Genomic DNA, 26,114 nt, shown 5'->3' with positions numbered 1-26,114 from the left:
TAGTTTAAAATTAAAAACACCTGAATCAACCACAAACGACTGGTAGATTCAGGTGTCTTATCTATTCAAGCGCGTATTTGATCAATTGTTTCATTGTCTGACAAGTAAAGCTATCTGTTAACGATAGTTAGTAAACTGAAGTTCGATCGGCAGATCTAATTTTCGCAATAAAGCAATCACCGCTTGAAGGTCATCACGGTTTTTTCCAGTTACACGAATTTGATCTTCTTGAATCTGGGTTTTTACTTTAATCTTTGAATTTTTGATCTCGGTTGTGATTTTCTTGGCATTTTCCCGATCAATGCCATTGATAAGTTCAGCGGATTGACGTGCTTTTCCTCCAAGGGCATGCTCTGATTCAGAGAAATGAATATTTTTGATTGGAACATTTCGTTTGTTTAATTTACTGAACAAGACATCTTTGATTTGTTCAATCTTGAAATCGTCGTCACTAAGAATGATTAATTTATTGTTATCAAATTTGATATCAATAGTCGAATCTTTAAAATCAAAACGGTTGGTTAATTCTTTTATTGTTTGCTGGATCGCATTTCTGACTTCTTCGATTGTGACCTCTGAAACAATGTCAAAACTTGCATCTTTTGCCATAGTGATCCTCCTGATTTGTTTTTATTTTATTGTATCATAGTCAAATGATTGTGTTGAAGCTTTACTAAAATTATTCTCATTTATGATTCAAGTATTTTAATTTAATTCATAACCTGTTATTCTTACAATTGGAATAACTTTGAAAGGAAGAGGTGCTTGTGAGTAAGATTATGACAGTGTATCAAAGAAATGAAATATTAAAAAAGATTGTGGTTATCTTAGTCACCGGATTGACCGCAGCGGTTGCCTTAAATTATTTTTTGATTCCAGCAAACGTCTTTTCCGCAGGGATGAATGGGATTGCCCAAATCATTGCCTCGTTATTATCTGACTGGCTCCACGTAAAAGTGGACACAGGTGCCTTTATCTTTATTTTGAATATCCCTGTCTTTATTCTAGGGTTCTTGAAAGTAGGCAGACGAGCAACGATTTTAAGTTTTGTCAATGTAGTAGCCGTATCGGTAGCAACTACCTTACTTCCCACTGGGCAAGTGACGGACAATATTTTAATGAATGCCTTAGTCGGCGGTGTTTTGTTAGGTGTTGGTGTAGGGATCTCACTTAAAATGGGGTTTACAACTGGAGGAATGGATATTATTTCTTTAGTCCTTTCACAAACTACAGGGAAAACCGTTGGAAATTATATGTTGATGTTAAATGGTTTGATCGTGGTGATTGCGGGCTTTCTTTTTAACTGGGAGAGTGCGCTCTATACGATTATCTCTATCTATGCCATGACCCAAGTGATTGATGCGATTCATACGAGTCATCAAAAAGTGACCGCCATGATTGTGACGGTTAAACCAGATGAAGTGACCGCAGCGATCGCTCAAAATATGGTTCGAGGAATGACCCTCTTACCATCAATCGGTGGCTATTCTAAAAAAGAAGGTAAAACGATCATGATGGTGATCACTCGTTATGAAATGTATGATTTAGATCAAATCGTCCATGAAATCGACGAAGATGCTTTTATCAATATTTTACCAACGCATTCGGTATTTGGCCGTTTTGCGAATGAAAGCGAACAAAATCTTTACCGTTCTACGGGTGTCTTTCCCGAAATAAAGAAAACTCCTTCAAAAACTAAAAACAATAATTGATTTAAATAAGTCAGAAGAATTTTCTGTTTTCAACCTGCTAAATGAGAATAGAACCTCTCGATTCTCATTTACAAATGAGCAAAAAAAGAGTATGATAAATGAAAATTGCATGAAGGAGTGCTGCAAGATGAGCGAAGCAAACCAAAAATGGTCTGCAGAAGAAGTCAATGAAATCAAGGAACGAATCTTAGCTGCCTTAGAAATGGTCATCGACCCTGAACTAGGGATCGATATCGTCAACCTAGGCTTGATCTATGAAATCGAATTTGATCCAGAAAACGGAGAAACAGTCATTAAAATGACCTTAACAACCATGGGTTGCCCGTTAGCTGATATCCTAACTGAATCAATCCACGATGCCTTAAAAGAAGTGCCAGAAGTAACTAAGGCAGAAGTCAAACTAGTTTGGTATCCAGCCTGGACGACGGATAAGATGAGTCGCTATGCACGAATTGCACTTGGTATTAGATAATTTTGACACGGGTTTCATATTCAACGAGTAAACAACTTTTAAACTCCTTTATCAACTTTTAGAAAAAGTTGATAAAGGAGTTTTTGTTTTGTAAAAATTGATGCTTGATGAAGTAAAATTGTCAAAATATGAATAAATGATAACGACTTTTATCCCTTTCTCTTTTTCTATTCAAATCGCATCTCGAAATGCTTTATAAATTATACTTAATAAATTAAGTTGTGTTTTGTTTTTAATAATGTTAAACTTTGTTTAATTATATTTATATTTTGTTGGGAGGTTAATGAATGGAATGGTTTTTTAATTTAGAACCTGAGGAACAAGTATTTATTAAGAAATTTTTGTTGGCATCAGGTTCCTTAAAGCAGTTAGCAAAAGAGTATGAAGTTAGTTATCCAACAGTAAGAATAAGGTTAGATAGATTAATTGAAAAAATAAAACTTTTTGATGGAAAGCAAGAAGATTCTTTTGAAGTATCAATGATGCAACTCGTGATTAACGAAAAAATAAGTTTAGACGTAGCAAAAGAAATTATAAAAAAACATAGGGAGAGTATAGATGAATAATACAATACAATTTTTATTTATTGCAGGTATTATTGGGTTTCAAACCCTAAGTGGTTATATAGGGAATAAATATATGGGAGCGATCTTACCAGTGATTTTCAGTGGTTTAGTTGTTTTTATCGTTTTGACAGGTCATTTAAATCTAACATTTAGAAATATATTAATGCCTATTGTTGGTTTGATTACATTGATCTGTATTTATGAAGGCGGAAAAGAATCAAAGAAAAAAAGACAATAAAAGAAATGGAAAAAATGAAAGCAAAGGATATCTTGAATCAATAATGAGTTATTGGCTGATACACTAACTTAAACTCTTTTAACAGCTTTTAGTAAAAGCTGATAGAAGAGTTTTTTTCTATGTAAAATATTCAGATAGCTGATGTACTAAAAGGTTGTTCAGTATAGGAAAATAATTGCGAAAGAGGTCGTTGAAACTCAAAAAAATTATAGCTTCCAAATTATCTAACAATCTAAGCAAACGCATAAGACAAGTTTTTTTAGTAAGCGTTTTCTAGTCCTGATTTTCATGATATACTGTTTTTAAGTCAATCAAAAGGAGAATGAACATGAGAAAACAACGAGGTAGCTACTCGATATAGTGGAATGGATAGACCTATATCGAGTATGCTTTATCCAATCGACTATATCGCCGTCAACGATTATAAAATCATAATGACTGGAGCGATAAAAGATGATGGACCAATTAAAAAAAGAGTGGCTTAAAAGTGAGGAACAACAGAAAAATTTTACTGGCTGGGATTTTTCCTATTTAGATGGGAAATGGTCGTGTGAAGAGCCTCCGTGGGATTACCGAGAGCTTGTTTTAAATTATTTAACTCCAACTATGTTTCTACTAGATATGGGAACAGGTGGAGGTGAATTGTTACAAACATTTAACCATCCTTATGAGCAGACAGCAGTAACGGAAGGGTATCCGCCTAATTACCAGCTATTATTACAAACACTTGACCCTCAAGGTGTAACAGTAAAATTTGTGGGGGAAGAGGACGTATTGGATTTTCCAGATGATTCATTTGATCTAGTGATCAATTCTCATGAATCTTTTGCAGTAGCTGAAGTGAAGCGTGTCTTGAAACCAGATGGGTTATTTATTTCTCAACAAGTAGGAGATTTCAACGGGTTGAATTTGGCTTCTCGTTTGATGCCAGAAGTAAGGAAAGAATGTTTTGATTTTCATCTTTCCTTAGTGAAAGCAGAACTAGAACAGCACCATTTTGATCTTTTGTTTTGTGACGAAGCCTATTTGAATCAACAATTCTTTGATATGGATAGTTTGATCTTTTATGTACGGACGATTGAATGGGAATACCCAGGATTTACAGTTGAGAAAAATTTCAAAGAGTTATTGGGACTTTATGAAGAGTTGAAACGACATGGTACGATTTATAATTTGCAACATCGTTTTGCTTTTGTTGCTCGTAATACAAAATAATGAACACATAAAAGTTACTACAAATCATTTTGAAATTCCTTATGGTGAGCAAGTGATTTAGCAAAAAAGAGTGGGGTGTCATATGCGACCAAAATCAAAAGATGAATTGCTTGAAAAAGCAAACAGCCAATTCGATGATTTATGGAAATTAATTAACGGTATGGGTGAGGAAGATCGCAAGCAATCCTTTCAATTTAGTGAAGAGTTTTTGGCGAAAAAAAGGAAGCACATTGGCGACGAGACAAAGACTTAAAAGATGTATTGATCCATTTGTACGAATGGCATTTACTATTGTTACGATGGCTTGAAAGCAACTTTAACGGAGAAGAAAGAAATTTCTTGCCTGAACCGTATAATTGGCGAACCTACGGAAAGATGAATGAAGAGTTTGTAGAAAAGCATCAAACAACTTCTTTAGTGGAAGCTGAAAACTATTTGAAAAAAAGCCATGAGCAAGTAATGAAAAAATTAGACGCCTTGAGTAATGAAGAGTTATTCCAGAAAAAGCAATTTGCATGGGTGGGGAATACCACATTAGGTAGTTATTTCATTTCTGCAACTTCCAGTCACTACGAATGGGCAATCAAGAAGTTAAAACAATCTCAAAAAAATAAATGAATAAAATCAATAAAAAAGCGAAGATCCTAAAGAGGGACCTTCGCTTTTTAAACAAGCTAWTTTATATTAGTACCAACCGTTTGCTTCCCAGAAAGATTTAGCTGCTTCCCATGAGCCATAACGAGAAGATACGTATTGTTCAGCAACTCGTTCTTGGTTTGCTGCTGAATAGTCACCATTTAAGTAAGAAGAATCTAATTGGTAACGTCCGATGTAACGACCGTTTGTTGCTGTATAAGAACCGCTAGATTCTTTTTGAGCGATCCATTCTTTCGCTGAGCTTGTGTTTGTTGTCGCTGGTGTTGCTTGTGCCGCTGTTTGCGTTGCTTGAGCAACTGGTTGAGCAGGTGCTGCTTGTTGAACTGGTTCTTGCTTCACTGGTTGTTCAGCCACTGTTTTTGTTTGAGCAGGCGCTTGGTAAGCTGTTTGTGTTGTTGCTGCTTGTTCGCCTGTTGGGATTGTTAATTGTTGACCTGAATAAATCAAGTTGATGTTTGAGATTGAATTTTTTTCTGCAATAGTTTGGATCAAGGAGTTATCACCAACGTATTTTTGAGAAATCGTTGATAGCGTATCACCTGATTGAACGGTATAAGCTTCGTCCGCATGTGCAGATGTTCCCATAAAGAATAGTGCGCCGGCAGTCAAAGTTGTTCCTAATAGTAATGTTTTAAGTGATTTCATGTAAGATCTCCTTCATAAATTTAAAAATAGTTTTGTTGTGTCCAACGAGGAATACTTTACCATGGGAAAATATTTCATAGGTAAAAGCTCTATGACACTTTGTAACAAAGATACGTTTTTTGTAACAAACAGATTATCATAAAATGTGAAAAACAATGAGAAAACCGTCATAAACGTTTAAAATAAACCACTAACAAGGACAATTGATGAGAAAAATAAACACTAGAAACAAGTAAAAAAAAGCTACATTTTTTGAAAATAAATACGAAATAATTGAAAACAGCGTAATTTTTTTTAAATTTAGCATGTGATGTTACAATAATAGAAACAAGGAGGCGATAACATGAGTAAGAGATATCAAAAAATAATGGTAGCTGTCGATGGGTCTAAGCAATCAGAACAAGCTTTTTTGGAAGCGCTAGATTTAGCGAAAGATAATGAAGCCGAATTATTTATCGTTTCGATCATCAATAAAGTAGAGTTGACACATAGCGCCTACGCATTTTCAAAAATCTATGCAGAAGAAAAACAGAAGATAGAAGTCGAAATGTTAAAAAAGATCCATGATGCGAAAGAATATGGGATCAATGACATCCATGCTATTGTTGAAACGGGTGACCCACGTAACTTGATTGGGACGGTGTTTCCACAACAAGAAGCGATCGATTTGATTGTCATGGGGGCTACTGGTAAAGGAGCAATCCAACAAGCTTTAGTCGGCTCTACAGCTTCTTACGTTGTTACTCATGCGCCCTGCAGTGTGTTAGTGGTCAAATAAGGAGGGGAAAGAATGGTACGTCCACAAGAGGTTACAGCTCCTAAAGAAAAAATTGAAATTCTCAAAATTTTAGAAGATGGTACGCAGACGAAAAAAGGTTATTCTGTTGCTTTAGTGAAATGGTCAGGCAAAACAGCGATTGCCTTACGCTGGGATGGTGATAGTCTGCAAGAGAAAGGATTTCCTGTCACTGTAAATGGGTACCATCCAGCTTGGTTCGTTTTGCCAGATCGATTAACAGATCTTTATAGTAGAGACTATCGTGAGTACCAAGAGTCGATCCGGTTTATCACGTCAAGTGATCAAAAAGAATAGCTTTTGTGCTGCGGAAGAAAGTTCATTGTGTGAAAGAATCGTAAACATTCAACATTGAGACAACCTTTTATATCAACAGGTTCCTAATAACTGAAGTAGGTGAAAAGATGAGTGCTGGTGATGTATTGAATGAAGTCAAACAACTATGTAAAGAAAAGAAGTACGAAGAAGCAAAAATTTTGATTGAATCAAATAAAGAATTGCTAGAGGACAAATTTTCTGTTGCCCAACAGTTTATTGATTTAAAACAAGCATCAATCCTTGAACGGTTCAAATCTTTCTTTGGTGTAAATGAATGATCAAAAATGAGTGTGAAAAAGTGGTTGCTCACTTTTTTCACACTCATTTTTTGTTCGATTGTTCACAATCTATACACACACTAATCTTGTTTATTTAATAAATAAAATATCCAAAGTATCAGTATAATGACTGAAATAACTAAACTAATGACATGTCTAATTAAGACAGAAGGGATTTCCCAATGGCGGAAAGAAAAGATTTGATAAGTAAAATAGATGCTTGGAAGAGAAACAAGTAAAACAGATAGTTTCTTTTTTGTCCAATTTATGTAATAGAAAAGAATACTTAGCATGATGAAAAATGGAATGTAAAAAACAAGCTGACCAATCGCAATCACGAGAGTGCCTCCCAGAATAATAATGATATCTGATACAAAATAACATTTTGTATCAAATGATGCAAGTATTTCTTTAATTGATAACCAAGAAGGACATACAAAGGTTTTTGATTAACAAGAAGTTTCTTGCTATAATTGATCCGAAAGAAAGGATGAAATTTTCATGGATCAAGTAATGTTAGAAGTCGATTTACATTTAGTAAACAATATACGTGTGATTTACTATGTGGTCAGTAATAGTGTAGAAAAAAGAGTACTGATGAATAAAATCAATGGTATTCTGACAAAAAAAGGTGTACACCAATTCAGCAGTAGCGAAGACAATTATTATAGTATACCTGTTGAAAAAGTTTTATATACAACGGTAAATGTCAGAACAGACCTAGATACAAAAGTAGATCATGAACCAATTTTTACTACGTATTGATTGTGACGGAGGAGAACAATGAATCCATACGAAGCACTTATCCAAGAATTGATTGACGGAAAAATTGAAAAAATTGAAGTCAAAAGAGAAGAGGTCATGCTTTTTCGTGAAGCGTGGCTAAAATTAAAGAATCGTAAATATGTCGTAGGTAAGGCATTATTGAACGGGAATGTAGTTTATCATTATGATCCAACTAGGCTGTATTAATTACAAGAAATTAATCATATGGCAAAATTGTTGCTCATGATTTTATTATTAAAAAAACGCTTGAAATGGTTTTAGCCATTTTGAGCGTTTTTTAATATTGAGCATTATTTAGAACAAGGGTGAGCAAAAGCTTTTGTGCCAAAGTAGGAGAAAAATCTCCAACTAGAGGCGGATGAAGCCGTTTATTTTTATGGATATAATGAAATAAAAATAGGAGGTAGAAAAATGAAAGTAGTAAAAGTAGTTATTGGAACGGTATTATTTGCAGGAGTCGCATTAGTGGGCTTGAAGTTTTATACGCAAAATTCCCACGATGAGATGGCAGGTGTGGTAGACCAATTAAATCCGTTGGTAACAAAAGGAGAGGTATACGTCAAGACGAAAAAACCAGATGAAGTCAATTCATATGGAACAGCGACTTATATCCAAAAAGCTGCCGATCAAAAGGGACATGAACGAACGATTGAATTTACAGGTTTATCTATTTTAAAAGAAGGACATTATTTAAAGATCATTAATAAGGGCGCTCACGTCGAGTCATATGAAGAAGTTGACAAAAAAGAAGTACCTAAAAAAGCATTAGCTATCATTGGATAAATATAATTTTATTATGTAAACTTAAAGAGAATATAAAAAAACCAATCAGAAAACTGAGTTTCTGATTGTTTTTTTTATTGGGATGGTAGGGTTCGAACCTGCAATTGCTTGATTCAGAGTCAAGTGCCTTACCAGTTTGGCTACATCCCAATCAAACAATTTGATCATAGCACGACACAAAGAAAATGCAAGAGATTACTCTTTATCCAGCATTTTTTTGACAGTGATCATTCGTCTTTCTAACTTCTTGATTAAACCAGATGGAAGTGGGATCAAATTGGCAATTGATAATGTATTAGAAAGTAACTGAAATTCTTTTAGTGGAGCATCGATGATTCGATAGATCGTTGCCAAACGTTCGATGTATTCAAAATGTGTATAGTTTGTTTGTGAGATTAAAAATTTCAATAAATCAATCGCTTTTGCATAATCTTTCTCAGAATAATAGGCTAATGCTTGACGATAAAGTTTGATCTGTAACTCATTGAGTGAAACTGGGCTATAGCGATCCGTCCATTCCTTGACGGAAACTTTGGTTGGTGTATGACCATTTACATCACGAACGAAAATAATCGGAATTTCATTAGGATCTATTTTTTTATGAATTTTTTCCATTTCCCTCAATCCTTTCCATCATATTTAGCTAGAGTATAATGTATTTTTTATAAAAATACTAGCTTTTCTCTAAAGTCAACATTTGACCACCCATTGAGGTGAAAATTGCCTCAAAATCTTTGATTGCTACGGGTCTATTTTTTTCTCCATAAGGATCATTTACATAAATATTGTCATTGTCATAACCAGTAACTACACAGGCATGGTTTAATGGTGTCACTTTTACTTGCCCATTGTTTGTTTGCCAAGTAACGAAATCAGTATCAGTAGGCACTTGGAAATCTAAAGTAACGGAGGCCCACACAGGCTTTCCTTGTTGTAAAGCTTTCTTAATGTCATTGATTGTTGCATCGGTTTTTGGAAGAGTATGATAATCTGTTTTTACGATTGTCTGTGCCAACGAAGCGATAGGCGGGACATAGACGCCCATTGCCCAATCTCCACCGCTGATGTCCCCAACAAACCCTTCATTAGGATCGCCATGTGTACCATCAGCATTAAAAACAGGAACGTAATTCAATTGTTGAGCTAACTGATTTTTAGAAGTCTCGTAACCATAATAAGAAAGCAGCATGGACAGTGAAGTAACTTCACAGCCATTTCCTAACGCTGGCTCGGTGAATTGGCTTTCCAAGGGGACATCAAGTAAAACTTGTTTTTTAGCATAACTACTTACTTTTTCAGTATCCTTTCCAACATTGTGTGAATGGTGAAAATAAGTGGTGGCAGAAAAAATAACGAATAATAGGACTGCCACGAATAATATTTTTTACCAATGAATCTTTTCATAATAATTCCCCTTTTTTCTGATATTTACATATTATAATGCTTTTTTTTAAAATAAAATAAAAAATTTGACATGTTGTTTTCCAAATTTAAAATAAGAAGACAAAAGTCCTGAAAAATCACAGGATCAATAGCCGAATAATTTTTTTAAATTGAAAAAAATGTTTCGATTTATTGATAGTTTTTAATTGTGAAAACGAAAACAGTACGCTATAATGCCAGTAAGGTCGAAATAAATCGCAGGTCAAATAACAAATGTTTTTAGATGATGTTTATTTGAAAGAGCAATTACTGTTTGAAAAAAACAGTTACCTTATAAAAGAGCTTGGTAGTTTAGGAGGATTTTGATGACGGAAGAAATGATTAATTTAGGAGAGCAATATTCATGTAAACCGATTGGGTTTACAAAAGCAGTTATCGGAGAAGTTGTTTCAAAAATGACGAATTGTGCCGTAGTCAAAGTTGCTCAATGCGCAATGGAAGATCAAGAGTTATTAGAAGAAAAAGCAAGTATGGTTGTTGCAAAATACGAAACATTTGAATAAGAAGAAATGATTTTGGACGTACAGTAACGAAATCGGTACTGTATGTCCTTTTGCTTGTAATTTTTATTTCTTTTTCGAGTATTTGGAAAGAGAAAAGAGGTGTAGTTAGATGATTAGTATATTTACTTTACTATTATTTTTATTTGTCTTTGTTATGTGTTTGTTTTTATGGTTGGTACGTCGAGAAATCGTCTATCGAACGGTTAGAAATCGCTGGGTTTACTTAGTCGTGCCTTTTCTGGCAATCTTAGTTCTTTGGTTTACGCTGATTAGTCAACCAACTGCAGATGAATTGGCTAAAGGGGTCTTGTCAGCGCTAATTTTCATCAGCTTTTTACTAGATAGTCGTGGTATAACAGAAGATGGGCTTGTTCTAAATAGCTTTGATAAAAAAGGTGTTCCTTTTTCTGAGATCAATAAAATCGTTTTGTATCAACCGGAAGGATCTTCCATCATAAAAATGAATTTCTTTCGTAATGGTTGGCGTGGACCCATGCTGAAATTTTCTGTATCAATGGAAGAGTTGGTCACTTTTTTAGCACAGCATTTAAATGATGATGCCGAAATTGATATTATGATTGATTCTGATCAAGAGTAAGTTACTTTAGAATAAGAACAAAGAACGATAGTGAGCGATATATGGGATGAACCTATTTCGGAGTCGCATATATAATAAGAGACTGAGGCAAGTATTAGCTCGGTCTCTTTTTTCTTTGCCTTGCAGACGCTAGATTACACAGCATTTCAAAATGATTCTTCGTATGAGAAAGAGTTTGTTTATTTATTTTTGAATCGTTGCGATCACTTTTATAATAACATTAAAAAAATTGTTTCACTAATTTGATATATATTAGCTCTATTATAATGAAAGGACTTTTAATTTTAATGAAGAGGATGAAACTCAATTTTTTCAAAATTATATTCTCACTATTCATTTTTTCGATCTCTGTTTTAAAAATAAATAGTGAACTTTCTACCATTAGGTTAAGCAAAGTGTTACAAACAATTAGTAATGAATCTATCTTAAAAATTTTCAGTTTGTTTTTAGTAGGTGCTTTAGGCATTTTCATTCTTTGTCTCTACGACTTTGCATTAATCCGAAAATTGAAGACGATGAAAATTTCTAAAATAAAACTATTAAAAATCAGCTGGATTGCCAATTCATTCAATGCAGTTTTGGGATTTGGTGGAATTTTTGGTGCCAGCGTACGTTATAATTTCTATAAAAACTATATTGACCAAAGCAGAGTAAACCAACTAAAAAAAGCGATTTCGCTATTATTGATCTCATCTATTTCTGGTGTGGGCGTATTATCTGCAATGGTGCTGCTAAATGTTTTTCCAGAAAGTCATTTATTAGAGGGAAATGATACGATCAAGATTGGTTTAATTGTCAGTGCTTGTTTGTTGCCTCTATATATCGGCTACATTAGTATCAAACCGCCACTTCCAGCTGCGAGATGGTTAGGTTTACAATTCACGATCGTATCAACGATTGATTATCTCACTTCTGGTATTGTGATGTACGTCGCGTTTCGTTTTCTTAACTTGCAGGTTCAATTCGTTGATATGGAAAGTATTTTTATTTTAGCAACGATTGCTGGAATTATTAGTATGGTACCAGGTGGTTTTGGTGCGTTTGATGTCATTTTCCTTTTAGGCGCTACACACGAGCTGCAGATAGATAAAGAAGCAGTATTGATGGCGCTGATTCTGTATCGTTTAGCGTATTACTTCATTCCACTATTGTTTGGTTTATTGTTCAGTGTGAGTGAAGTTCAAATGCTGATTAGTCAAAAAATCAGCAATAATCAATTTTCGATTCTTACGAAGGAATTTACGACAGTAGTATTTTCGATTACGCAAGCACAGATGAAGCAAATTGGAAGAACGCTCAGCACAGCCATTTTTCTATTTTGTTCATTAACATTTTTATTTGATTCATGCATTTTATTTTTTGAATATGCATATATGGGAATGAAGTCGGCTTTTTTTATTGCGCCAATTTACGTATGTCTGAGCATTTTATTACTGACAGATGTTGTAGGGATTTATAAAGGGGCGATCGATACTTGGGAAATGTTGCGTTTCAAACTGATGTTATTAGCACTTTGTCAGTTTTATCTTTTTTGGGAAGACCAAAGTTTGACAGCCCTCTTATTAACAACGGTATTATTTGTAGATACTCTATTTTATAGGAGATGGTTAGAGGTCGAAGTCATCAAACAAAGTGTTTTAGAAAAATTGATTTGGACTTTAGCATGTCTCTATGTATTTGATAGTCTAACTGAAATTTTTCCGATATTGCCTAGACAATCATTCTTTATTCTGAGTGGAACGACACTATTATTGCTTTTACTTTCTGGGCTTTGGTCAGTTATACACCGAAGAAGAAAAAGGAAATCATTAAAGCTTGATTTAAAGTTATTAGATGATGCTGAATATCGAAATTTCTTAGAACAAAATGGTGGAAATCACTTAGCTCATTTAGGTTTTTTAAAGGAAAACCGAGTTGCGTGGTGGGAAGATGTTGCAGTGATTTATCAAGAAAATAACCATTATCTCTTTATTTTAGGTGATCCAGTTGGTAAACAAGAAGCCATTTTTCCTTTTTTGAAAACTTTGGTGTCTAAAGCGAATCAATTAGGCAAACGAATTGTTTTTTATCAAGCTTCCACACAGTACCTTAGTTTTTATAATGATCTAAATTGCGAATTTTTCAAGTTAGGAGAAGAAGCAGTCATTGATTTATCTGAGTTTTCACTATCAGGGAAGAAGAAGAGAGGGTTTAGAGCAACATTAAACCAAATGGAAAAACTAGGGTATACGTTTGAAATCATCGAACCGACAATTGTTTCAGAGTCATCAGAAAGCGTGGGCTCAATTTCTTCGGAATTTTCACCAACATCACAGTTATCCCATGATCGTGAACTGTTGTCAGAATTGAAAGAAGTATCTGATCAATGGTTAAGGTCAAAAAATGAGATGACTTTTTCTGTCGGACGATTTGAGAAGGAATATTTAAATTGTGCAGCAGTTGGTATTATAAGAAATCAAGAACAAAAAATTGTTGGCTTTGTTTCCATGATGCCAACTTATACTAATGAGACCATTTCAGTCGACTTGATCCGTTGGTCTATCAGTGAAGAAGTGGCAATGATGGATGCTCTTTATTTATATTCCATCCTATGGGCTAAGGAACAAGGTTATCAAAAATTCAATTTAGGAATGGCTCCGTTCTCTTCTACTTATAAAAACACAATTAATTTAGAGAATACGTTTATTTACAGCGTCTATAATAATACTCAGTATTTGTATTCATTCAAAGGGTTAAGGAAATACAAAGAAAAATACAAGCCTCAGTGGGCTGCAAAATATCTCGTTTACGAAAATAAAACCTGGGTGTTGAAAAACTTATATGCTTGTTATAAATTAATTCATTCAAAATAATAGAAAAAGATGATAGTCGTAACAAAGCCATCAGGAAGAGGTTGAGACAAAAGTGTTTAGTATCAAGAAATAAGAAGGAATTTCCGAAAATTGACAAGAAACACAAAAACTCATTTTATTGGTTTTAGAGATACTAAAAGATACTGAGACAACTTTTGTCCCAGTCTCCATATTATCTAATTTTTTAAGATCATTAAAGGTATCTTTAAATTTTTTAGTGAAATTTGATAGAATTTATTAATAGGCAAGTCTAATAGAACACATGAATAGACTATTTTAAGATTTTTATGTAATTAATGTAACAAGTCCTTCTGGTTAAAGGTAGGATAAAAGAAAATTGATAAAGAGCTCAGGGCGACCTTCGCCCCGAGCTCTTTATCTTTAGTAGTTTAATATAGACAGAAATGGTATCACAGAGTGAACATTAAACCATAAGCAGACACTTTTAAGGAGTTGAAAAGCTATTTTAAAAATGTGCACTTATTGTTCAAGTTAAAGCACGCTATTCACAACCATTAAAGTATTGGGCTAAAAGTTGGTTATTACATAGAGGTTTTAGTTAAATACACGGAAACGATCTTCGTCGTTCATATATTCTTTTTCTCCAGCTGGTGTTTCTGGTGAGCCAAACACTAATTGAGAACGTAGTTTCCAATTAGATGGGATGTTCCATTCTTTAGCGACAGCTTCGTCAATTACTGGATTGTAATGTTGCAAGTTAGCTCCTAAACCTTGTTCTGTTAAGGCTACCCATGTATTTGCTGTAGCAATCCCATTTGATTGTTCTGACCAATCTGGGAAGTTGTCAGCATATAATGTAAATTGTTCTTGGAGATTTTTGATGATATCTGTATCTTTAAAGAACAAGACTGTTCCATAGCATTTTTTGAAGCCCGCTAATTTATTTTGCGTATTTGGAAAAGCTTCAGCAGGTGTCAATGGGCGAAGAGCTTCTTCGGTCATTTCCCATAATTTTTCGTGAGCATCTCCAAAAAGAATGACTGCTCGTGTTGATTGTGCATTAAATGCAGTTGGACTTTCTTTGATTGCTTCTTTGATCAAAGCTGTTAATTCTTCATTTGATAGTGTTACGTTATGTCCTAAATCATAGATAGAACGACGGTTTTGCAAAGTTTTTGTAAATGTTGTCATGGTGAAATCTCCTTTAGTTGCGATCTGCATATTTTATGAGTACAAACGAAGTATATCACCTTACAAAAAGTAAGTGAAATAATATGCTCACAAAAAATAAGTAAATTTTTTAATGAATATTAAAATAATAGAGGTTATTTTAGTTAACGTTTCCATTGTTGTTAAACTAAGTAAAACTCGATCATTTTAAAATAGCAATATATAATTATTAAATATCTGTTTATTTTTTATTATCATTTTCCCATTAAATTTTATTCGTTTTTATAGAAAATAAGTATATATTTCTTAAATAAGTTTTTTAGTTAAATTTTTCAGTGAATATTTATAGTATTTTCTGAAAATTTAAAGAATTGGGGTATGGATTATGGAAAATCAACAAGACAAGGGCTTCTTCGGTCAGCCGAAGGGGTTGTCAACATTGTTCTTCACAGAGATGTGGGAACGATTTAGTTATTATGGTATGCGTGCGCTGTTGCTTTACTACATGTACGATACTGTAGCAAACGGTGGACTTGGATTACCTACCGCAACAGCATTAGCAATTATGTCAATTTATGGTTCACTGATTTATATGTCTAGTATCATCGGTGGTTGGGTTTCAGACCGGGTACTAGGTGCAAAAAGAACTGTTTTCTTCGGTGGAATATTTATTATGCTTGGGCATATCGTCTTAGCATTGCCATTTGGTGTTTCCACTTTATTCGTCTCAATGGCTTTGATTATCTTTGGGACAGCCTTTTTGAAACCAAATGTTTCCGGAATGGTTGGACATCTTTATTCAAAAACTGATTTAAGACGAGATGCCGGCTTCTCTATTTTTTATATGGGGATCAACTTAGGTGCGATGCTAGCACCGATCATCGTAGGAACGATCGGACAGGAATACAACTACCATCTTGGCTTCTCATTAGCTGCAATCGGAATGTTCTTTGGACTGTTACAATACGTGATCCAAGGACGTAAAACGTTGGATGGTATAGGAACAGTTGCTCCTAATCCATTAACAGCAGCAGAGCGTAAAAAATTCATTCGTAACTTAGTCATTGCTTTAGTTGTGATTGTAGCAATCTTTGGTGGCGCACAAGTCACTGGACATTTAACCATTGATTTCTTTGTCAATTCAATTAGTGTTTTAGGTATTCTTTTACCGTTATACTATTTTGTTAAAATGTTAACAGCTAAAAATGTTACAGCAGAGGAAAAACCAAAAGTATGGGCGTATATCCCATTATTTTTAGCAGCGATCATTTTCTGGTCGTTACAAGAACAAGGATCTTCCATCTTGGCTCTGTTTGCACAAGAACGGACACAATCAACATTGTTCGGTATGAATATTCCAGCTAGTTGGTACCAATCATTGAATCCGATTTTCATCTTCGTCTTGACACCAGTATTCGTTACATTGTGGACGAGATTAGGAAAACGACAACCATCAACCGTAGTGAAATTTTCACTAGGATTATTATTTGCTGGGTTATCTTTCTTATTAATGATGTTACCAGGCATGCTTTATGGCACAGATAGTAAAGTAAGTCCAATGTGGTTGATTGGCAGCTTCTTCATTGTCGTAATCGCTGAATTATGTTTATCACCAGTTGGCTTGTCTGCGACAACAAAATTAGCACCTAAAGCTTTTGAATCACAAACCATTGCTATCTGGTTCTTGGCAGATGCTTCTTCACAAGCGATCAATGCACAAATCGCGCGTTTCTATACACCAGGTACTGAATCTGCTTATTTCGGGATTGTCGGTGTCGTAGCAATCGTTGGAGCAGTTGTATTATTTATGATCAAAGAACCAATCAAAAAATTGATGGGTTCCATTCATTAAACCAAATGAAGTTATAAAAGAAAGTATCAAAGTTAGTGGAAATAACTAGCTTTGGTGCTTTTTTTATATGGATAAGTATAAGAAATAAGTAAAGGATAGCGATTGATGGATGTGAATCGCAAGAAGTAGTCCTAAACTTTTTTTGAGAGGATTTGGTAAAATAATCTCTATAAGCGCAAACAATTAATTTCTAAAAAAAATAGGAGAAAGAACAAATGTTCAGTTGTTTTTGGTATAATGAATGAGGAATGAATCTAAGGAATAAGGAGAGGGAAAATGTCTTTACAATTTATTCTCGGGACAGCCCGAAAAGACCACCGTACAGCGTTGATTGATGAATCAGTCGAATGGTTAGCAAAAGATAGCATGCACCAGGTATTTTTCCTTGTACCTAACTATAATAAATTTGAACAAGAACAAGAAATCTTGACAGAGCTGCGTCAAAGAAGTGGCAAAACGTCATTTAGTACAACGAATGTCCAAGTCTTTAGTTTTTATCGTTTAGCGTGGTATTTGTTGCAGCAAACAACGTTATTGTCTGGTAATGAACTTTCAGAATCTGGTTCGGCAATGATCTTGCGACAGATCCTAGAAAAAAATGAAGAAAATTTAACGATTTTTCGGGGAGAAATCAATAAAAAAGGGTTTATTCGCCAGCTGCAAGAATTGCACAATGAATTACGTATTGGAAATATTTCACCTGAAGATCTTGTCTTTTCAGAACTAGCGGATACGGTAAAAGCTGAAAATCAACAGTTGAAAATGAAAGATCTTCAATTGATTTTTACAGCTTTTGAAGAAGAATTGGTCCAACGTGCGCTGCAATCTGAAGATGCTTTGACCATTTTGGCAAATTATTTACAAACGCAAGACATGTCTAAGGTGAAATTTATCGTTAGTGGTTTCACTCGAGTCAATGCGCAAGAATATCAATTGTTACAGGTCATGATGGAAAAGGGACAGCTAGTGATTGATTTGCTTCTTGATCGTCCTTATATCACGGATATGCCTGAAGTGTTGACATTGTTTCATGAAACAGGAAAGCTCTATTTCCAACTGATCAACAGTGCCAAAGAACGAAGAGTGCCGGTTTTAGTGGAAAAATTTGCCCCAGAACATGAAAGACCGCTTGCACTCATGCACTTGCAAAAAATGTGGGAAGAAACTTCTAGCAACAAAAAAAGCCAGCCGCTGAAGGTTGGGCAACAAGAGGCGTTGAGAATTTGGGAAGCAGAGAACGCCACCGAAGAAGTCAGACAACTAGCTGTGGAGATCCGTCGTTTGGTCAGCGAGGAAAATTATCGCTATCGTGACATTCAAGTGTTAACGAAAGATATGGCGTTTTATGGTAACTTGCTACAACCTGTTTTCAAAGAAATGGCAATTCCTTTTTATATTGATGAAGAGCAGTTGATGGAGAATCATCCATTGATCGAATGGATCAATAGTTTATTCGCTTTAGATCGATATGCCTATCGTTTGAATGATATCATGCGTTTTTTCAAAACTGAATTATTCATTTGTGAAGCGGATGATACACTAGACTTAGCCAGTTGGCGTGAGCAAAGAAATCAGTTCCGAGCAAAATTAGATGTCACAGAAAATGTAGCACTTGCTTATAACTATCAAGGTTCATACTGGACGAGAGAAAAAGATTGGCAGTTCGTGTCTTACGATTTTGAAGCAGAACAACTGGAAGATGTTCAAGAATTAGAAAAACGCTCGAATGATATTCGGCACTTCTTCAAAGAGAAAGTCCCAACATTTTTTGACAAGATAAAAAAATGTAAAAATGGACAAGAAGGCGCGACGGTCTTTTATCGTTTTTTGGTGAACAGTGGCGTACAACAACAATTAGTTTTTTGGCGAAATCAAGAAATTGAACGAGGCAATTTAGCAGCAGCCCGAAACCATGAGCAAACATGGGGGGCGTTGATTGATTTACTGGACGAGTATTCGCTCATTTATGGGGAATCTGAATTTGACTGGCATTTGTTTCAGGAAATCATTACCAGCGGGTTAGAAAATTTAAGTTATGGGAAGATTCCTACAGCAATCGACCAAGTACGCATCAACCGCTTGGAACTGGTACGATCAAACCAGGCGAAAGTCACGTTTGCCATTGGCTTGAATGATCAAGTATTTCCTGATCGGCACGAAACGAAAGGCTTGCTTTCTAGTGAGGAAAGGGAAACGTTGAATGCTCGTTTAGCGAAAGAGAAATTTTTATTTGATCCCGCAAAAGAGAACTTGTCTTTTGAACCATTGCAAGCCTACTTGGTGTTTGCTTCAGCCACTCAGCGTCTATACCTCAGTTACGCTCAAAGTTATGATACAAACACGTTGAAAATCTCTCCTTATTTGAAACGAATCATGGAATACTTGATGATCCCAGCTGAAAGAAAAGAGCATTTGGTTTTAGACAGCGATCCGAGTTGTTATATCGGTACGTATCGTAGTGGGATCAATACAATCAATCATATCTATCGTTTAGCAAAGGAAGAGAAGAAAAAAGTTCCGGTGTATTGGCGCCAACTAAGAGAGCAGATCTTGCAATCACAATGGCGAAATTTTGCATTGCGCATTTTTGAAAGTCAAGAACATCTGAATGTCCCGGTGTCATTACCTAAAAAGATGGCAGAGGAACTCTATGGTAAAGATATTTATACCTCTATTTCCAGATTAGAAAATTTCTATAATTGTGAATATAAATATTTTGTCCAATTTGGTTTGAAACTGAAAGAACGAATGGTCTATGGTTTAACGCCGGCTGCTACAGGTGATTTTTATCATGAATCACTAGATCGTTTCTTTAAATTACTATTTTCAAATCAGATATCGCTAGTAGAAATGACCGATACACAACGTAAAGAGTTTACTGAAAAAGTCTTGCAAGACGTCTTTGGCGAGTTACGCTTTGAAATTTTAGATAGTTCAGCTCGAATGAACTATATTCGTTATCAGTTAGGACAAACGATCCAAAAAGTAGCTTGGGCATTACAAAAGCAAAGTAAAAATACAGGGATGAAGCCCCTTCAAACAGAAATATTGTTTGGCCAAATTGCGGGCGCTCAAGGTATCCCAGGGTTGGAATTACCACTGAATAATGGAGGGAAACTACATGTTCGTGGGAAGATTGATCGTGTGGATGTTGCTGTTGAACAAGCGGATACCTGGCTTAGTGTTGTCGATTATAAATCAAGTGGACGTTCCTTTGATGTCACTGAAGCTTACTACGGGATGGCTATGCAACTGTTGACCTATCTAGACGTGGCGTTGATGGATGCTGTCAAATTGACTGGAAAAGCATTGGTTCGACCGGCTGGTTCCTATTATTTACATGTCCATAATCCGATTTTGTCTGAAGCAAATGAAATTGAAAAAGAGACATTGAAAAAATTCAGTTATGACGGCATCTTTGTCGATGAACCTGAGTTATTGGAAGTATTAGATCATTCACTGGAAGCAAAAGAGAACTCTTTGATTTATCCGATCAAGAAAAATGCGAAAGATGTCTATCAAAAGGGAAGTTTTAGTAAAGAAAAATTCTATACAGAACAGGAACTCCAACTTTTTATGGCGCATAATCGTGCGAATATGCGTTTAGCAGGGGATAAAATCACGTCAGGGGAGATCAAACTTAATCCAGCTTACAAAGACAAGGAGCGGCTTGCTTGCCAGATGTGTCCTTTTAGAAGTGTTTGTACGTTCGATGTGATGTTGCAAGAAAACAATTATCACCGTTTAGAAAAATTAAACAAGGAAGAAGCCCTGCGAAGAATAGAAAAAAGGAGTGAGGAAGAATGACCAAAATTCCTTTGAGACCAGAAAACGAACGATTCACTGACGAACAATGGCAAGCCATTTTTGATCAGGGAGATAACTTGCTGGTATCAGCTTCCGCTGGTTCTGGAAAAACCACAGTGCTTGTCCGTCGAGTAATCGAAAAACTAAAAATGGGGTTCAATATTGATGAACTTTTGATCGTGACGTTTACAGAAGCGGCAGCGAAAGAAATGAAAGAACGGATCCAAGAAGCTTTACAAGAAGCAGTCAATAGTGAAAGCGATCCGGCACGCCAACAACATTTCACGAAACAGCTGATTTTATTGCCGAGTGCTAATATTTCTACTTTACATGCTTTTTGTTTAACGGTTATCCGCCGATTCTACTACTTGATCGATATTGATCCAGTTTTTCGAATGTTAACGGATGAGACAGAAACGATCTTAATGAAAGAAGATGTTTGGGATGAATTACACGAGGCTTGTTATAGTGAAGATCGGGAAGAGTTTTTCCAATTAACAATGAATTTTTCAAATGATCGTTCAGATGATGGATTGACCAATCTGGTTTTCTCTCTTTATGAATTTGCGCGAGCGAATCCTGATCCCAAACGTTGGTTAGATCAATTAGTGGATAACTATCGTTTAGATGATGGATTAGCTCATTCACCATTGTACCAAGAACAATTGCGACCACTTCTACTTACAGATATGGCACAAAGTGTGCAACTTTATGAAGAAATGGTTGGATTAGCGCAAGAAGAAGGTCTGGAAAAAATGTTGGAACAAGTTGCAGGAGAAAAAGAACAAGTCCAACGCATTTATGATCACTTATTACAAGATCAATTGCCGGAAGCCTATACGGGTTTAGAAACATTGACTTTTACTACTTTTAAAAGCAGTCGCAAAGCAGAGCTGAAAGAACGTTCAGCCGAAGTTAAAAATTTAAGAGATCAGGCGAAAAAAATCATTCAGAAAATTGGAAAAACTTATTTTCCGATTTCTCCTGAACAATTGACCGAACGGACGAAAAAAGCTGCTGTCCTAGTGGAAGAGTTGACGAATGTCACCAAACGTTTCATGGATGGCTTTAGCCAACGAAAAAGAGAAAAGGGAGTAGTAGATTTCAATGATTTAGAACATCTTGCCTTGCGAATCTTGACGACTCAAACAGAAGAGTCATGGCTTCCAAGTGAAGCATCAAAGCTTTATCGTAAGCAATTCAAAGAAGTAATGGTCGATGAATACCAAGATATCAACCAGTTGCAAGAAGCTATCCTTTATTGGCTTAGACAGCCTGATCCGACAAACGGTAATTTATTCATGGTTGGGGATGTCAAACAGTCGATTTATTCTTTTCGACTAGCTGATCCTAGTTTGTTTATTGAAAAATATGAAGCATTTTCAACAGCTGAGGGTGGAAGACGGATCATTTTGGCAGAAAACTTTCGTTCCCGAAAGGAAGTCCTGTCATTTACCAATCTGGTGTTCCAACAATTGATGGACCCTGTTGTGGGACAAATCGCTTATGATGATGCTGCACAATTACGATTAGGATTTCCTGATTTCCCCGAAGTCGATCGCTTTGAACCAGAACTATTGATTTACGAAAAAGAAGAAGAGCCAAACAGCGACCTTCCAATTGATGAGAATCTAGAGGACAAAACAGAAGGTGAACTCTTTATGACGGGCTTAAAAATCCGCGAACTGATTGATGAAAAATTCCTGATCTATGATAAAAAAATGAAACAGAATCGTCCAGTCGAATATAAAGATATCGTACTTTTGACACCTACAAAGAAGAATAATCTTACGATATTAGAGATCTTTAAAACATTGGATATTCCTTTAGAAATGAATGATGCCCAAAATTATTTTCAATCTACAGAGTTGCGTACGATGATTTCTTTGCTACAATTGATTGATAATCCGTATCAAGATATTCCCTTGGCAGCCGTTTTACGTTCACCGATCGTAGGACTGATTGAACCAGAACTGGCACAGATCCGTTTAGCTGATCGAACGCATACCTATTATGATGCGGTGCTGGCTTACCAAACAGCAAATCAGAATGAATTGGCTGATAAATTGCGCCATTTCAATGACCAACTCGAATTGTGGCGGGAACTGGCTCGGCGGTCTTCAATCACTGACTTGCTGTGGGAGATCTATTTACAAACCGGTTATTTAGAATATGTAGCAGGTTTACCAGCCGGTGCCCAAAGACAAGCAAACCTTTATGCCTTAGCTGATCGTGCGAAAGCGTATGAACAAAGTTCGTTTAGAGGGTTGTATCAATTCGTTCGCTTCATCGAAAAGATGCAGGAAAAAGACAAAGATTTAGCGGAGCCGGTGATTTCCTCCAGCGATAATGCTGTTCGGGTCATGACAATTCACGCAAGTAAAGGCTTAGAATTTCCTATTGTCTTTTTATTAGATATGACCAAACAATTCAATTTGCAAGATTTAAAAAAGCGATATGCTTTTGAAGAAAAACTAGGTGCGGGGATTCGTTATATGGACCCTGATACTCGGGTGTTGTATGATACCTTGCCTTATCAAGCAATCAAATCAGCCAAACAAAATAAGTTATTGTCAGAGGAGATGCGTAAACTCTACGTTGGTTTGACCCGTGCGGAACAAAAATTATTTATTATCGGCTCGTATAAAAATAAAGAAGATACCTTGAAGAATTGGTCAGAAGCTTCTGAACAAACCAAATTAGTCTTAGAGCCAACGACTCGATTAAAAGGGAATAGCAGCTTGATGAGCTGGATCGGTCTTAGTTTGATGCGTCATCCATTGATGCAAAACTATTTTGCCGAAGCAACCATTCTTTCAGAATTAAAAAACTCTGATAGCCAATTTGCCATTACTTGGATGAATCAACAATCTCTGCTTGAAAAAAGGCAACGTTTAATAGCGCAAGAAAACGATGCTGCTGAAAATAATGACGTGGATCAAACACCACTATCACCTGCTTTGAAAGCACGACTCGATTATCGTTACCCTTTCAAAGAGTCGACACAAACCACGAGTTATCAATCGGTTTCTGAAATTAAACGTTTGTTTGAAGATCCAGATGATACGCTTGATGCTAAACTTGTCTGGGAAAGTAATGAAACAAGAGGGTTAAACCGCCAATTCCGTTATACGCAAGATACATTGGCTGAACCACGTTTCTTACAAAAAACGCAACAGGTTTCAGCTGCGGCAATCGGAACTGCAACACACTATTTATTGCAATTGCTGCCATTAGAAACGCCGACTACTGAGTCGATCCAAGCATTACTAGATGAATTAGTTAAAAAGCGTTTAGTGGATCAAAAGGTAGCCAAAAAAATTGATTTTTCTGCTATTCTTTGGTTTTTTGAAACCGAGCTTGGAAAAGAATTAATCAAGCAAAAAGCGCATGTCAAACGGGAACAACCGTTTTCGATGCTGTTACCTGCAGAACGGGTCTTTGAACAATACCCAAATGAAGAAGATGAATTGCTAATCCATGGGATTGTTGATGGTTATATTGAGTTACCCACGACGATTCAATTATATGACTTTAAGACGGATTTCATTTTAGATCGTGACGATGAAACAGCGATTGATGCAGTCATTCAAAAATATCGTGGGCAATTGAATCTCTATCAACAGGCGTTGACAGAATCTTTAGAAAAGCCTGTCACAGATGTCTTTCTTGTCTTATTAAGTGCAAAGAAAATAATAAATATTAATAAATAATAATAATTGAGCAACTAGGACTTACACTTTGTAAGTAATATGCTATACTCTTAGCAAAGAGGTGAGTAAAATGGAGCTAACACAGACAGAGTTCACTTTATGTCCTAAATTTGAAAAGACCTTTTCGATTTTAGGTAAAAAATGGAATGGGCTGATTATTGATGTATTGCTTGAAAATGGTCCGCAACGCTTTGTTGATCTCGCAGCTAAAATACCTATGGTGAGTGATCGGGTTTTAGTTGAACGATTAAAAGAACTTGAAAAAGAAAAAATCATCGCCAGAAACTTCTCATGTAAAGAGTCCAGCCGTTCAGAATATATGTTAACTGAAAAAGGAGCGGATCTTCAAAAGGCCATCGTTCAGTTACAGGTTTGGAGTGAAAAATGGGTGACAGAAGAAGAATGCAGTTGATTTTGGAAGTGAAATCTTGTAAACTGGCATTAGATGAATAGCTAAAGAACGTTGACGAAAAAGAGTAGTTTGGCTAAACCAGTCCAGGGAGATCTGTCATAGACTGTAAGCAGATCCTGAGTTTGAAAAATGAAGTTCACTTTCTGAGTTCGTCTGATTTATTCAGACCGGCAAATGTCGTTAAAAAAGTAAGTGTACGGTTTTGACCGTAAATTAGGATGGTAACGCGAAGACCTCGTTCCTTTGTAGGAATGAGGTCTTTTTTGTATTTGAATTTGAAGGAGGAAATAGGGAATGTCTCTACAAGCCCAATTAGAAAGCTTGAAAGAAGCCACAATCGTTAAAATAGCGACAGCACGCGATTTAAAAGAATTAAATCAAATTCGTGTAGAAACTTTAGGAAAAAAGGACCAATCACCGAAGTTTTACGGGGAATGAAGGATCTAAGTCCTGAAGAACGTCCGAAAGTTGGTAGTTTTGCCAATGAGATTCGTGATCTGTTGACAGCAGAAATTGAACGTAAAAAGCAAGCGTTAGAAGAAGCGGCACTTGCAGCAGCTTTAAGCAAAGAAACAATTGATGTGACCTTGCCAGGACGTCAAGTCAAACAAGGAAACCGCCACATCTTGACACAAATCATGGAAGAAATCGAAGACATCTTTGTCGGAATGGGCTACCAAATTGTTGAAGGGTATGAGGTGGAGTCTGATCATTATAATTTTGAGCGAATGAACTTACCAAAAGACCACCCATCTCGTGATATGCAAGATACTTTTTATATTTCAGAAGAGATCTTGATTCGTACGCATACCTCACCAGTACAAGCACGTACGATGGAAAAACATGACTTTTCAAAAGGTGCACTTCGAATGATCTCACCTGGGAAAGTATTCCGTCGTGATACGGATGATGCTACTCATAGCCACCAATTCCATCAAATCGAAGGATTAGTGATCGATGAAAATATTACGATGGGTGACTTAAAAGGCACTTTAGAAGTCGTAATGAAGAAGATGTTTGGTGAAGAACGTGAAATTCGACTACGTCCTAGTTATTTCCCGTTTACTGAACCTTCTGTTGAAGTGGATGTCAGCTGTTTCAAATGTGGTGGCGCTGGCTGTAATGTCTGCAAGCACACCGGTTGGATTGAAATCTTAGGAGCTGGGATGGTTCATCCAAATGTATTGAAAATGTCAGGTATCGATCCGGAAAAATACTCTGGTTTTGCTTTTGGCCTTGGCCCAGATCGAGTAGCAATGCTACGTTACGGTGTCAATGATATTCGTAATTTCTATCAAAATGACTTGCGTTTCTTAAGTCAGTTCAAAGGGGAGTAA

The 26,114-nt window shown here is 35.9% G+C and carries 24 protein-coding genes, 1 tRNA gene, 2 pseudogenes and 1 other annotated feature; of the genes and pseudogenes, 20 read left to right on the top strand and 7 right to left on the bottom strand.

Going from position 1 to position 26,114, the window contains the following annotated elements:
* Nucleotides 1-117 precede the first annotated feature (117 nt).
* Nucleotides 118-609 carry a YajQ family cyclic di-GMP-binding protein gene (locus EHR_RS11730; protein ID WP_010737468.1) on the bottom strand — a complete coding sequence of 164 codons (492 nt, stop codon included), beginning with the start codon at nt 607-609 and terminating at the stop codon, nt 118-120.
* A 158-nt stretch (nt 610-767) separates the two neighbouring features.
* Here EHR_RS11730 and EHR_RS11725 point away from each other — a divergent pair, with 158 nt between their 5' ends.
* The 6 genes and pseudogenes from EHR_RS11725 to EHR_RS11700 all read left to right on the top strand — a co-directional run bounded on the left by EHR_RS11725 (nt 768) and on the right by EHR_RS11700 (nt 4,821).
* Nucleotides 768-1,712 (top strand): YitT family protein, encoded by a 945-nt coding sequence (locus EHR_RS11725; RefSeq protein WP_014834704.1) that lies wholly within the window; start codon nt 768-770, stop codon nt 1,710-1,712.
* A 127-nt stretch (nt 1,713-1,839) separates the two neighbouring features.
* Entirely contained in the window at nt 1,840-2,184 is a 345-nt protein-coding gene (locus tag EHR_RS11720; protein ID WP_010719329.1) for a metal-sulfur cluster assembly factor, read from the top strand.
* A gap of 287 nt (nt 2,185-2,471) precedes the next feature.
* On the top strand, nt 2,472-2,750 hold the full coding sequence (locus EHR_RS11715) for a DUF2089 family protein (RefSeq protein WP_010737470.1): 279 nt from the start codon (nt 2,472-2,474) through the stop codon (nt 2,748-2,750).
* Nucleotides 2,743-2,988 carry a hypothetical protein gene (locus EHR_RS11710; RefSeq protein ID WP_014834703.1) on the top strand — a complete coding sequence of 82 codons (246 nt, stop codon included), beginning with the start codon at nt 2,743-2,745 and terminating at the stop codon, nt 2,986-2,988. The genes EHR_RS11715 and EHR_RS11710 overlap by 8 nt, the downstream gene beginning before the upstream one ends.
* Nucleotides 2,989-3,441: 453 nt before the next feature.
* Nucleotides 3,442-4,203: a class I SAM-dependent methyltransferase gene (locus EHR_RS11705; RefSeq protein WP_010737472.1), complete on the top strand. Its 762-nt coding sequence runs from the start codon at nt 3,442-3,444 to the stop codon at nt 4,201-4,203.
* Nucleotides 4,204-4,285: 82 nt separating this feature from the next.
* Nucleotides 4,286-4,821, top strand: a pseudogene (locus EHR_RS11700) (ClbS/DfsB family four-helix bundle protein).
* A gap of 66 nt (nt 4,822-4,887) precedes the next feature.
* Here the strand turns inward: EHR_RS11700 and apf are convergent.
* Entirely contained in the window at nt 4,888-5,505 is a 618-nt protein-coding gene (gene apf / locus EHR_RS11695) for an aggregation-promoting factor (RefSeq protein WP_010737411.1), read from the bottom strand.
* Nucleotides 5,506-5,848: 343 nt separating this feature from the next.
* Here apf and EHR_RS11690 point away from each other — a divergent pair, with 343 nt between their 5' ends.
* The 3 genes from EHR_RS11690 (at nt 5,849) to EHR_RS11680 (ending at nt 6,897) form a co-directional block, all read left to right on the top strand.
* Nucleotides 5,849-6,283, top strand: coding sequence for a universal stress protein (locus EHR_RS11690; RefSeq protein ID WP_010719320.1), 435 nt, complete (start codon nt 5,849-5,851; stop codon nt 6,281-6,283).
* A gap of 12 nt (nt 6,284-6,295) precedes the next feature.
* Nucleotides 6,296-6,598 carry a hypothetical protein gene (locus tag EHR_RS11685; RefSeq protein ID WP_010719319.1) on the top strand — a complete coding sequence of 101 codons (303 nt, stop codon included), beginning with the start codon at nt 6,296-6,298 and terminating at the stop codon, nt 6,596-6,598.
* Nucleotides 6,599-6,705: 107 nt separating this feature from the next.
* The gene (locus EHR_RS11680; protein ID WP_010719318.1) at nt 6,706-6,897 is read left to right on the top strand and encodes a hypothetical protein; all 192 of its coding nucleotides are present in this window, start codon (nt 6,706-6,708) and stop codon (nt 6,895-6,897) included.
* Nucleotides 6,898-6,977: 80 nt separating this feature from the next.
* Here the strand turns inward: EHR_RS11680 and EHR_RS11675 are convergent, their stop codons facing one another.
* A complete protein-coding gene (locus tag EHR_RS11675; RefSeq protein ID WP_010719317.1) occupies nt 6,978-7,235 on the bottom strand; it encodes a hypothetical protein in 258 nt (85 codons plus the stop codon).
* Between the two features lie 163 nt (nt 7,236-7,398).
* Between EHR_RS11675 and EHR_RS11670 the strand changes: the two genes are divergently transcribed.
* The 3 genes from EHR_RS11670 to EHR_RS11660 all read left to right on the top strand — a co-directional run bounded on the left by EHR_RS11670 (nt 7,399) and on the right by EHR_RS11660 (nt 8,466).
* Complete coding sequence (locus EHR_RS11670) at nt 7,399-7,662, top strand: hypothetical protein (RefSeq protein WP_010737474.1); 264 nt, start codon at nt 7,399-7,401, stop codon at nt 7,660-7,662.
* An 18-nt stretch (nt 7,663-7,680) separates the two neighbouring features.
* The gene (locus EHR_RS11665) at nt 7,681-7,869 is read left to right on the top strand and encodes a hypothetical protein (RefSeq protein WP_010737475.1); all 189 of its coding nucleotides are present in this window, start codon (nt 7,681-7,683) and stop codon (nt 7,867-7,869) included.
* 225 nt (nt 7,870-8,094) lie between these two features.
* Nucleotides 8,095-8,466 (top strand): YxeA family protein, encoded by a 372-nt coding sequence (locus tag EHR_RS11660; RefSeq protein ID WP_010737476.1) that lies wholly within the window; start codon nt 8,095-8,097, stop codon nt 8,464-8,466.
* Between the two features lie 77 nt (nt 8,467-8,543).
* Here the strand turns inward: EHR_RS11660 and EHR_RS11655 are convergent.
* The 3 genes from EHR_RS11655 to EHR_RS11645 form a co-directional block, all read right to left on the bottom strand.
* Nucleotides 8,544-8,616 (bottom strand) — tRNA-Gln (locus EHR_RS11655).
* Between the two features lie 45 nt (nt 8,617-8,661).
* Complete coding sequence (locus EHR_RS11650; protein WP_010737477.1) at nt 8,662-9,081, bottom strand: hypothetical protein; 420 nt, start codon at nt 9,079-9,081, stop codon at nt 8,662-8,664.
* Nucleotides 9,082-9,139: 58 nt separating this feature from the next.
* The gene (locus EHR_RS11645) at nt 9,140-9,838 is read right to left on the bottom strand and encodes a C39 family peptidase (RefSeq protein WP_014834700.1); all 699 of its coding nucleotides are present in this window, start codon (nt 9,836-9,838) and stop codon (nt 9,140-9,142) included.
* Between the two features lie 376 nt (nt 9,839-10,214).
* Between EHR_RS11645 and EHR_RS11640 the strand changes: the two genes are divergently transcribed.
* The 3 genes from EHR_RS11640 to EHR_RS11625 all read left to right on the top strand — a co-directional run bounded on the left by EHR_RS11640 (nt 10,215) and on the right by EHR_RS11625 (nt 13,862).
* On the top strand, nt 10,215-10,412 hold the full coding sequence (locus EHR_RS11640; RefSeq protein WP_010719311.1) for a hypothetical protein: 198 nt from the start codon (nt 10,215-10,217) through the stop codon (nt 10,410-10,412).
* Between the two features lie 109 nt (nt 10,413-10,521).
* The gene (locus EHR_RS11635; RefSeq protein ID WP_010719310.1) at nt 10,522-11,010 is read left to right on the top strand and encodes a hypothetical protein; all 489 of its coding nucleotides are present in this window, start codon (nt 10,522-10,524) and stop codon (nt 11,008-11,010) included.
* Nucleotides 11,011-11,405: 395 nt separating this feature from the next.
* A complete protein-coding gene (locus tag EHR_RS11625; protein ID WP_025480489.1) occupies nt 11,406-13,862 on the top strand; it encodes a phosphatidylglycerol lysyltransferase domain-containing protein in 2,457 nt (818 codons plus the stop codon).
* A 555-nt stretch (nt 13,863-14,417) separates the two neighbouring features.
* On the opposite strand, the gene EHR_RS11620 is transcribed toward EHR_RS11625, so the two are convergent.
* Nucleotides 14,418-15,014: a nitroreductase family protein gene (locus tag EHR_RS11620; protein ID WP_010737480.1), complete on the bottom strand. Its 597-nt coding sequence runs from the start codon at nt 15,012-15,014 to the stop codon at nt 14,418-14,420.
* A 364-nt stretch (nt 15,015-15,378) separates the two neighbouring features.
* Here EHR_RS11620 and EHR_RS11615 point away from each other — a divergent pair, with 364 nt between their 5' ends.
* From EHR_RS11615 to pheS, 5 genes and pseudogenes are all read left to right on the top strand, one after another.
* Nucleotides 15,379-16,845 carry a peptide MFS transporter gene (locus EHR_RS11615; protein ID WP_010719307.1) on the top strand — a complete coding sequence of 489 codons (1,467 nt, stop codon included), beginning with the start codon at nt 15,379-15,381 and terminating at the stop codon, nt 16,843-16,845.
* A 276-nt stretch (nt 16,846-17,121) separates the two neighbouring features.
* On the top strand, nt 17,122-20,652 hold the full coding sequence (locus tag EHR_RS11610; protein WP_010737481.1) for a PD-(D/E)XK nuclease family protein: 3,531 nt from the start codon (nt 17,122-17,124) through the stop codon (nt 20,650-20,652).
* A complete protein-coding gene (addA, locus tag EHR_RS11605; RefSeq protein WP_010737482.1) occupies nt 20,649-24,365 on the top strand; it encodes a helicase-exonuclease AddAB subunit AddA in 3,717 nt (1,238 codons plus the stop codon). The genes EHR_RS11610 and addA overlap by 4 nt, the downstream gene beginning before the upstream one ends.
* A 70-nt stretch (nt 24,366-24,435) precedes the next feature.
* The gene (locus tag EHR_RS11600) at nt 24,436-24,777 is read left to right on the top strand and encodes a winged helix-turn-helix transcriptional regulator (protein ID WP_010719304.1); all 342 of its coding nucleotides are present in this window, start codon (nt 24,436-24,438) and stop codon (nt 24,775-24,777) included.
* Nucleotides 24,778-24,819: 42 nt separating this feature from the next.
* Nucleotides 24,820-25,023, top strand: a binding site (T-box leader).
* A 48-nt stretch (nt 25,024-25,071) separates the two neighbouring features.
* A pseudogene (gene pheS / locus EHR_RS11595) lies at nt 25,072-26,114 on the top strand (phenylalanine--tRNA ligase subunit alpha).

Origin of the sequence: Enterococcus hirae ATCC 9790 (assembly GCF_000271405.2) — a bacterium.
Lineage (GTDB): Bacteria > Bacillota > Bacilli > Lactobacillales > Enterococcaceae > Enterococcus_B > Enterococcus_B hirae.
This window is presented reverse-complemented; position numbering and strand designations above follow the sequence as displayed.

Bases quoted from the DNA above. Each gene is read 5' to 3' on its own strand.
- EHR_RS11730 (WP_010737468.1), bottom strand. From the start codon at position 609: ATGGCAAAAGATGCAAGTTTTGACATTGTTTCAGAGGTCACAATCGAA.
- EHR_RS11720 (WP_010719329.1), top strand. From the start codon at position 1,840: ATGAGCGAAGCAAACCAAAAATGGTCTGCAGAAGAAGTCAATGAAATC.
- EHR_RS11715 (WP_010737470.1), top strand. From the start codon at position 2,472: ATGGAATGGTTTTTTAATTTAGAACCTGAGGAACAAGTATTTATTAAG.
- EHR_RS11710 (WP_014834703.1), top strand. From the start codon at position 2,743: ATGAATAATACAATACAATTTTTATTTATTGCAGGTATTATTGGGTTT.
- EHR_RS11705 (WP_010737472.1), top strand. From the start codon at position 3,442: ATGATGGACCAATTAAAAAAAGAGTGGCTTAAAAGTGAGGAACAACAG.
- apf (WP_010737411.1), bottom strand. From the start codon at position 5,505: ATGAAATCACTTAAAACATTACTATTAGGAACAACTTTGACTGCCGGC.
- EHR_RS11690 (WP_010719320.1), top strand. From the start codon at position 5,849: ATGAGTAAGAGATATCAAAAAATAATGGTAGCTGTCGATGGGTCTAAG.
- EHR_RS11685 (WP_010719319.1), top strand. From the start codon at position 6,296: ATGGTACGTCCACAAGAGGTTACAGCTCCTAAAGAAAAAATTGAAATT.
- EHR_RS11680 (WP_010719318.1), top strand. From the start codon at position 6,706: ATGAGTGCTGGTGATGTATTGAATGAAGTCAAACAACTATGTAAAGAA.
- EHR_RS11670 (WP_010737474.1), top strand. From the start codon at position 7,399: ATGGATCAAGTAATGTTAGAAGTCGATTTACATTTAGTAAACAATATA.
- EHR_RS11665 (WP_010737475.1), top strand. From the start codon at position 7,681: ATGAATCCATACGAAGCACTTATCCAAGAATTGATTGACGGAAAAATT.
- EHR_RS11660 (WP_010737476.1), top strand. From the start codon at position 8,095: ATGAAAGTAGTAAAAGTAGTTATTGGAACGGTATTATTTGCAGGAGTC.
- EHR_RS11650 (WP_010737477.1), bottom strand. From the start codon at position 9,081: ATGGAAAAAATTCATAAAAAAATAGATCCTAATGAAATTCCGATTATT.
- EHR_RS11640 (WP_010719311.1), top strand. From the start codon at position 10,215: ATGACGGAAGAAATGATTAATTTAGGAGAGCAATATTCATGTAAACCG.
- EHR_RS11635 (WP_010719310.1), top strand. From the start codon at position 10,522: ATGATTAGTATATTTACTTTACTATTATTTTTATTTGTCTTTGTTATG.
- EHR_RS11620 (WP_010737480.1), bottom strand. From the start codon at position 15,014: ATGACAACATTTACAAAAACTTTGCAAAACCGTCGTTCTATCTATGAT.
- EHR_RS11615 (WP_010719307.1), top strand. From the start codon at position 15,379: ATGGAAAATCAACAAGACAAGGGCTTCTTCGGTCAGCCGAAGGGGTTG.
- EHR_RS11610 (WP_010737481.1), top strand. From the start codon at position 17,122: ATGTCTTTACAATTTATTCTCGGGACAGCCCGAAAAGACCACCGTACA.
- addA (WP_010737482.1), top strand. From the start codon at position 20,649: ATGACCAAAATTCCTTTGAGACCAGAAAACGAACGATTCACTGACGAA.
- EHR_RS11600 (WP_010719304.1), top strand. From the start codon at position 24,436: ATGGAGCTAACACAGACAGAGTTCACTTTATGTCCTAAATTTGAAAAG.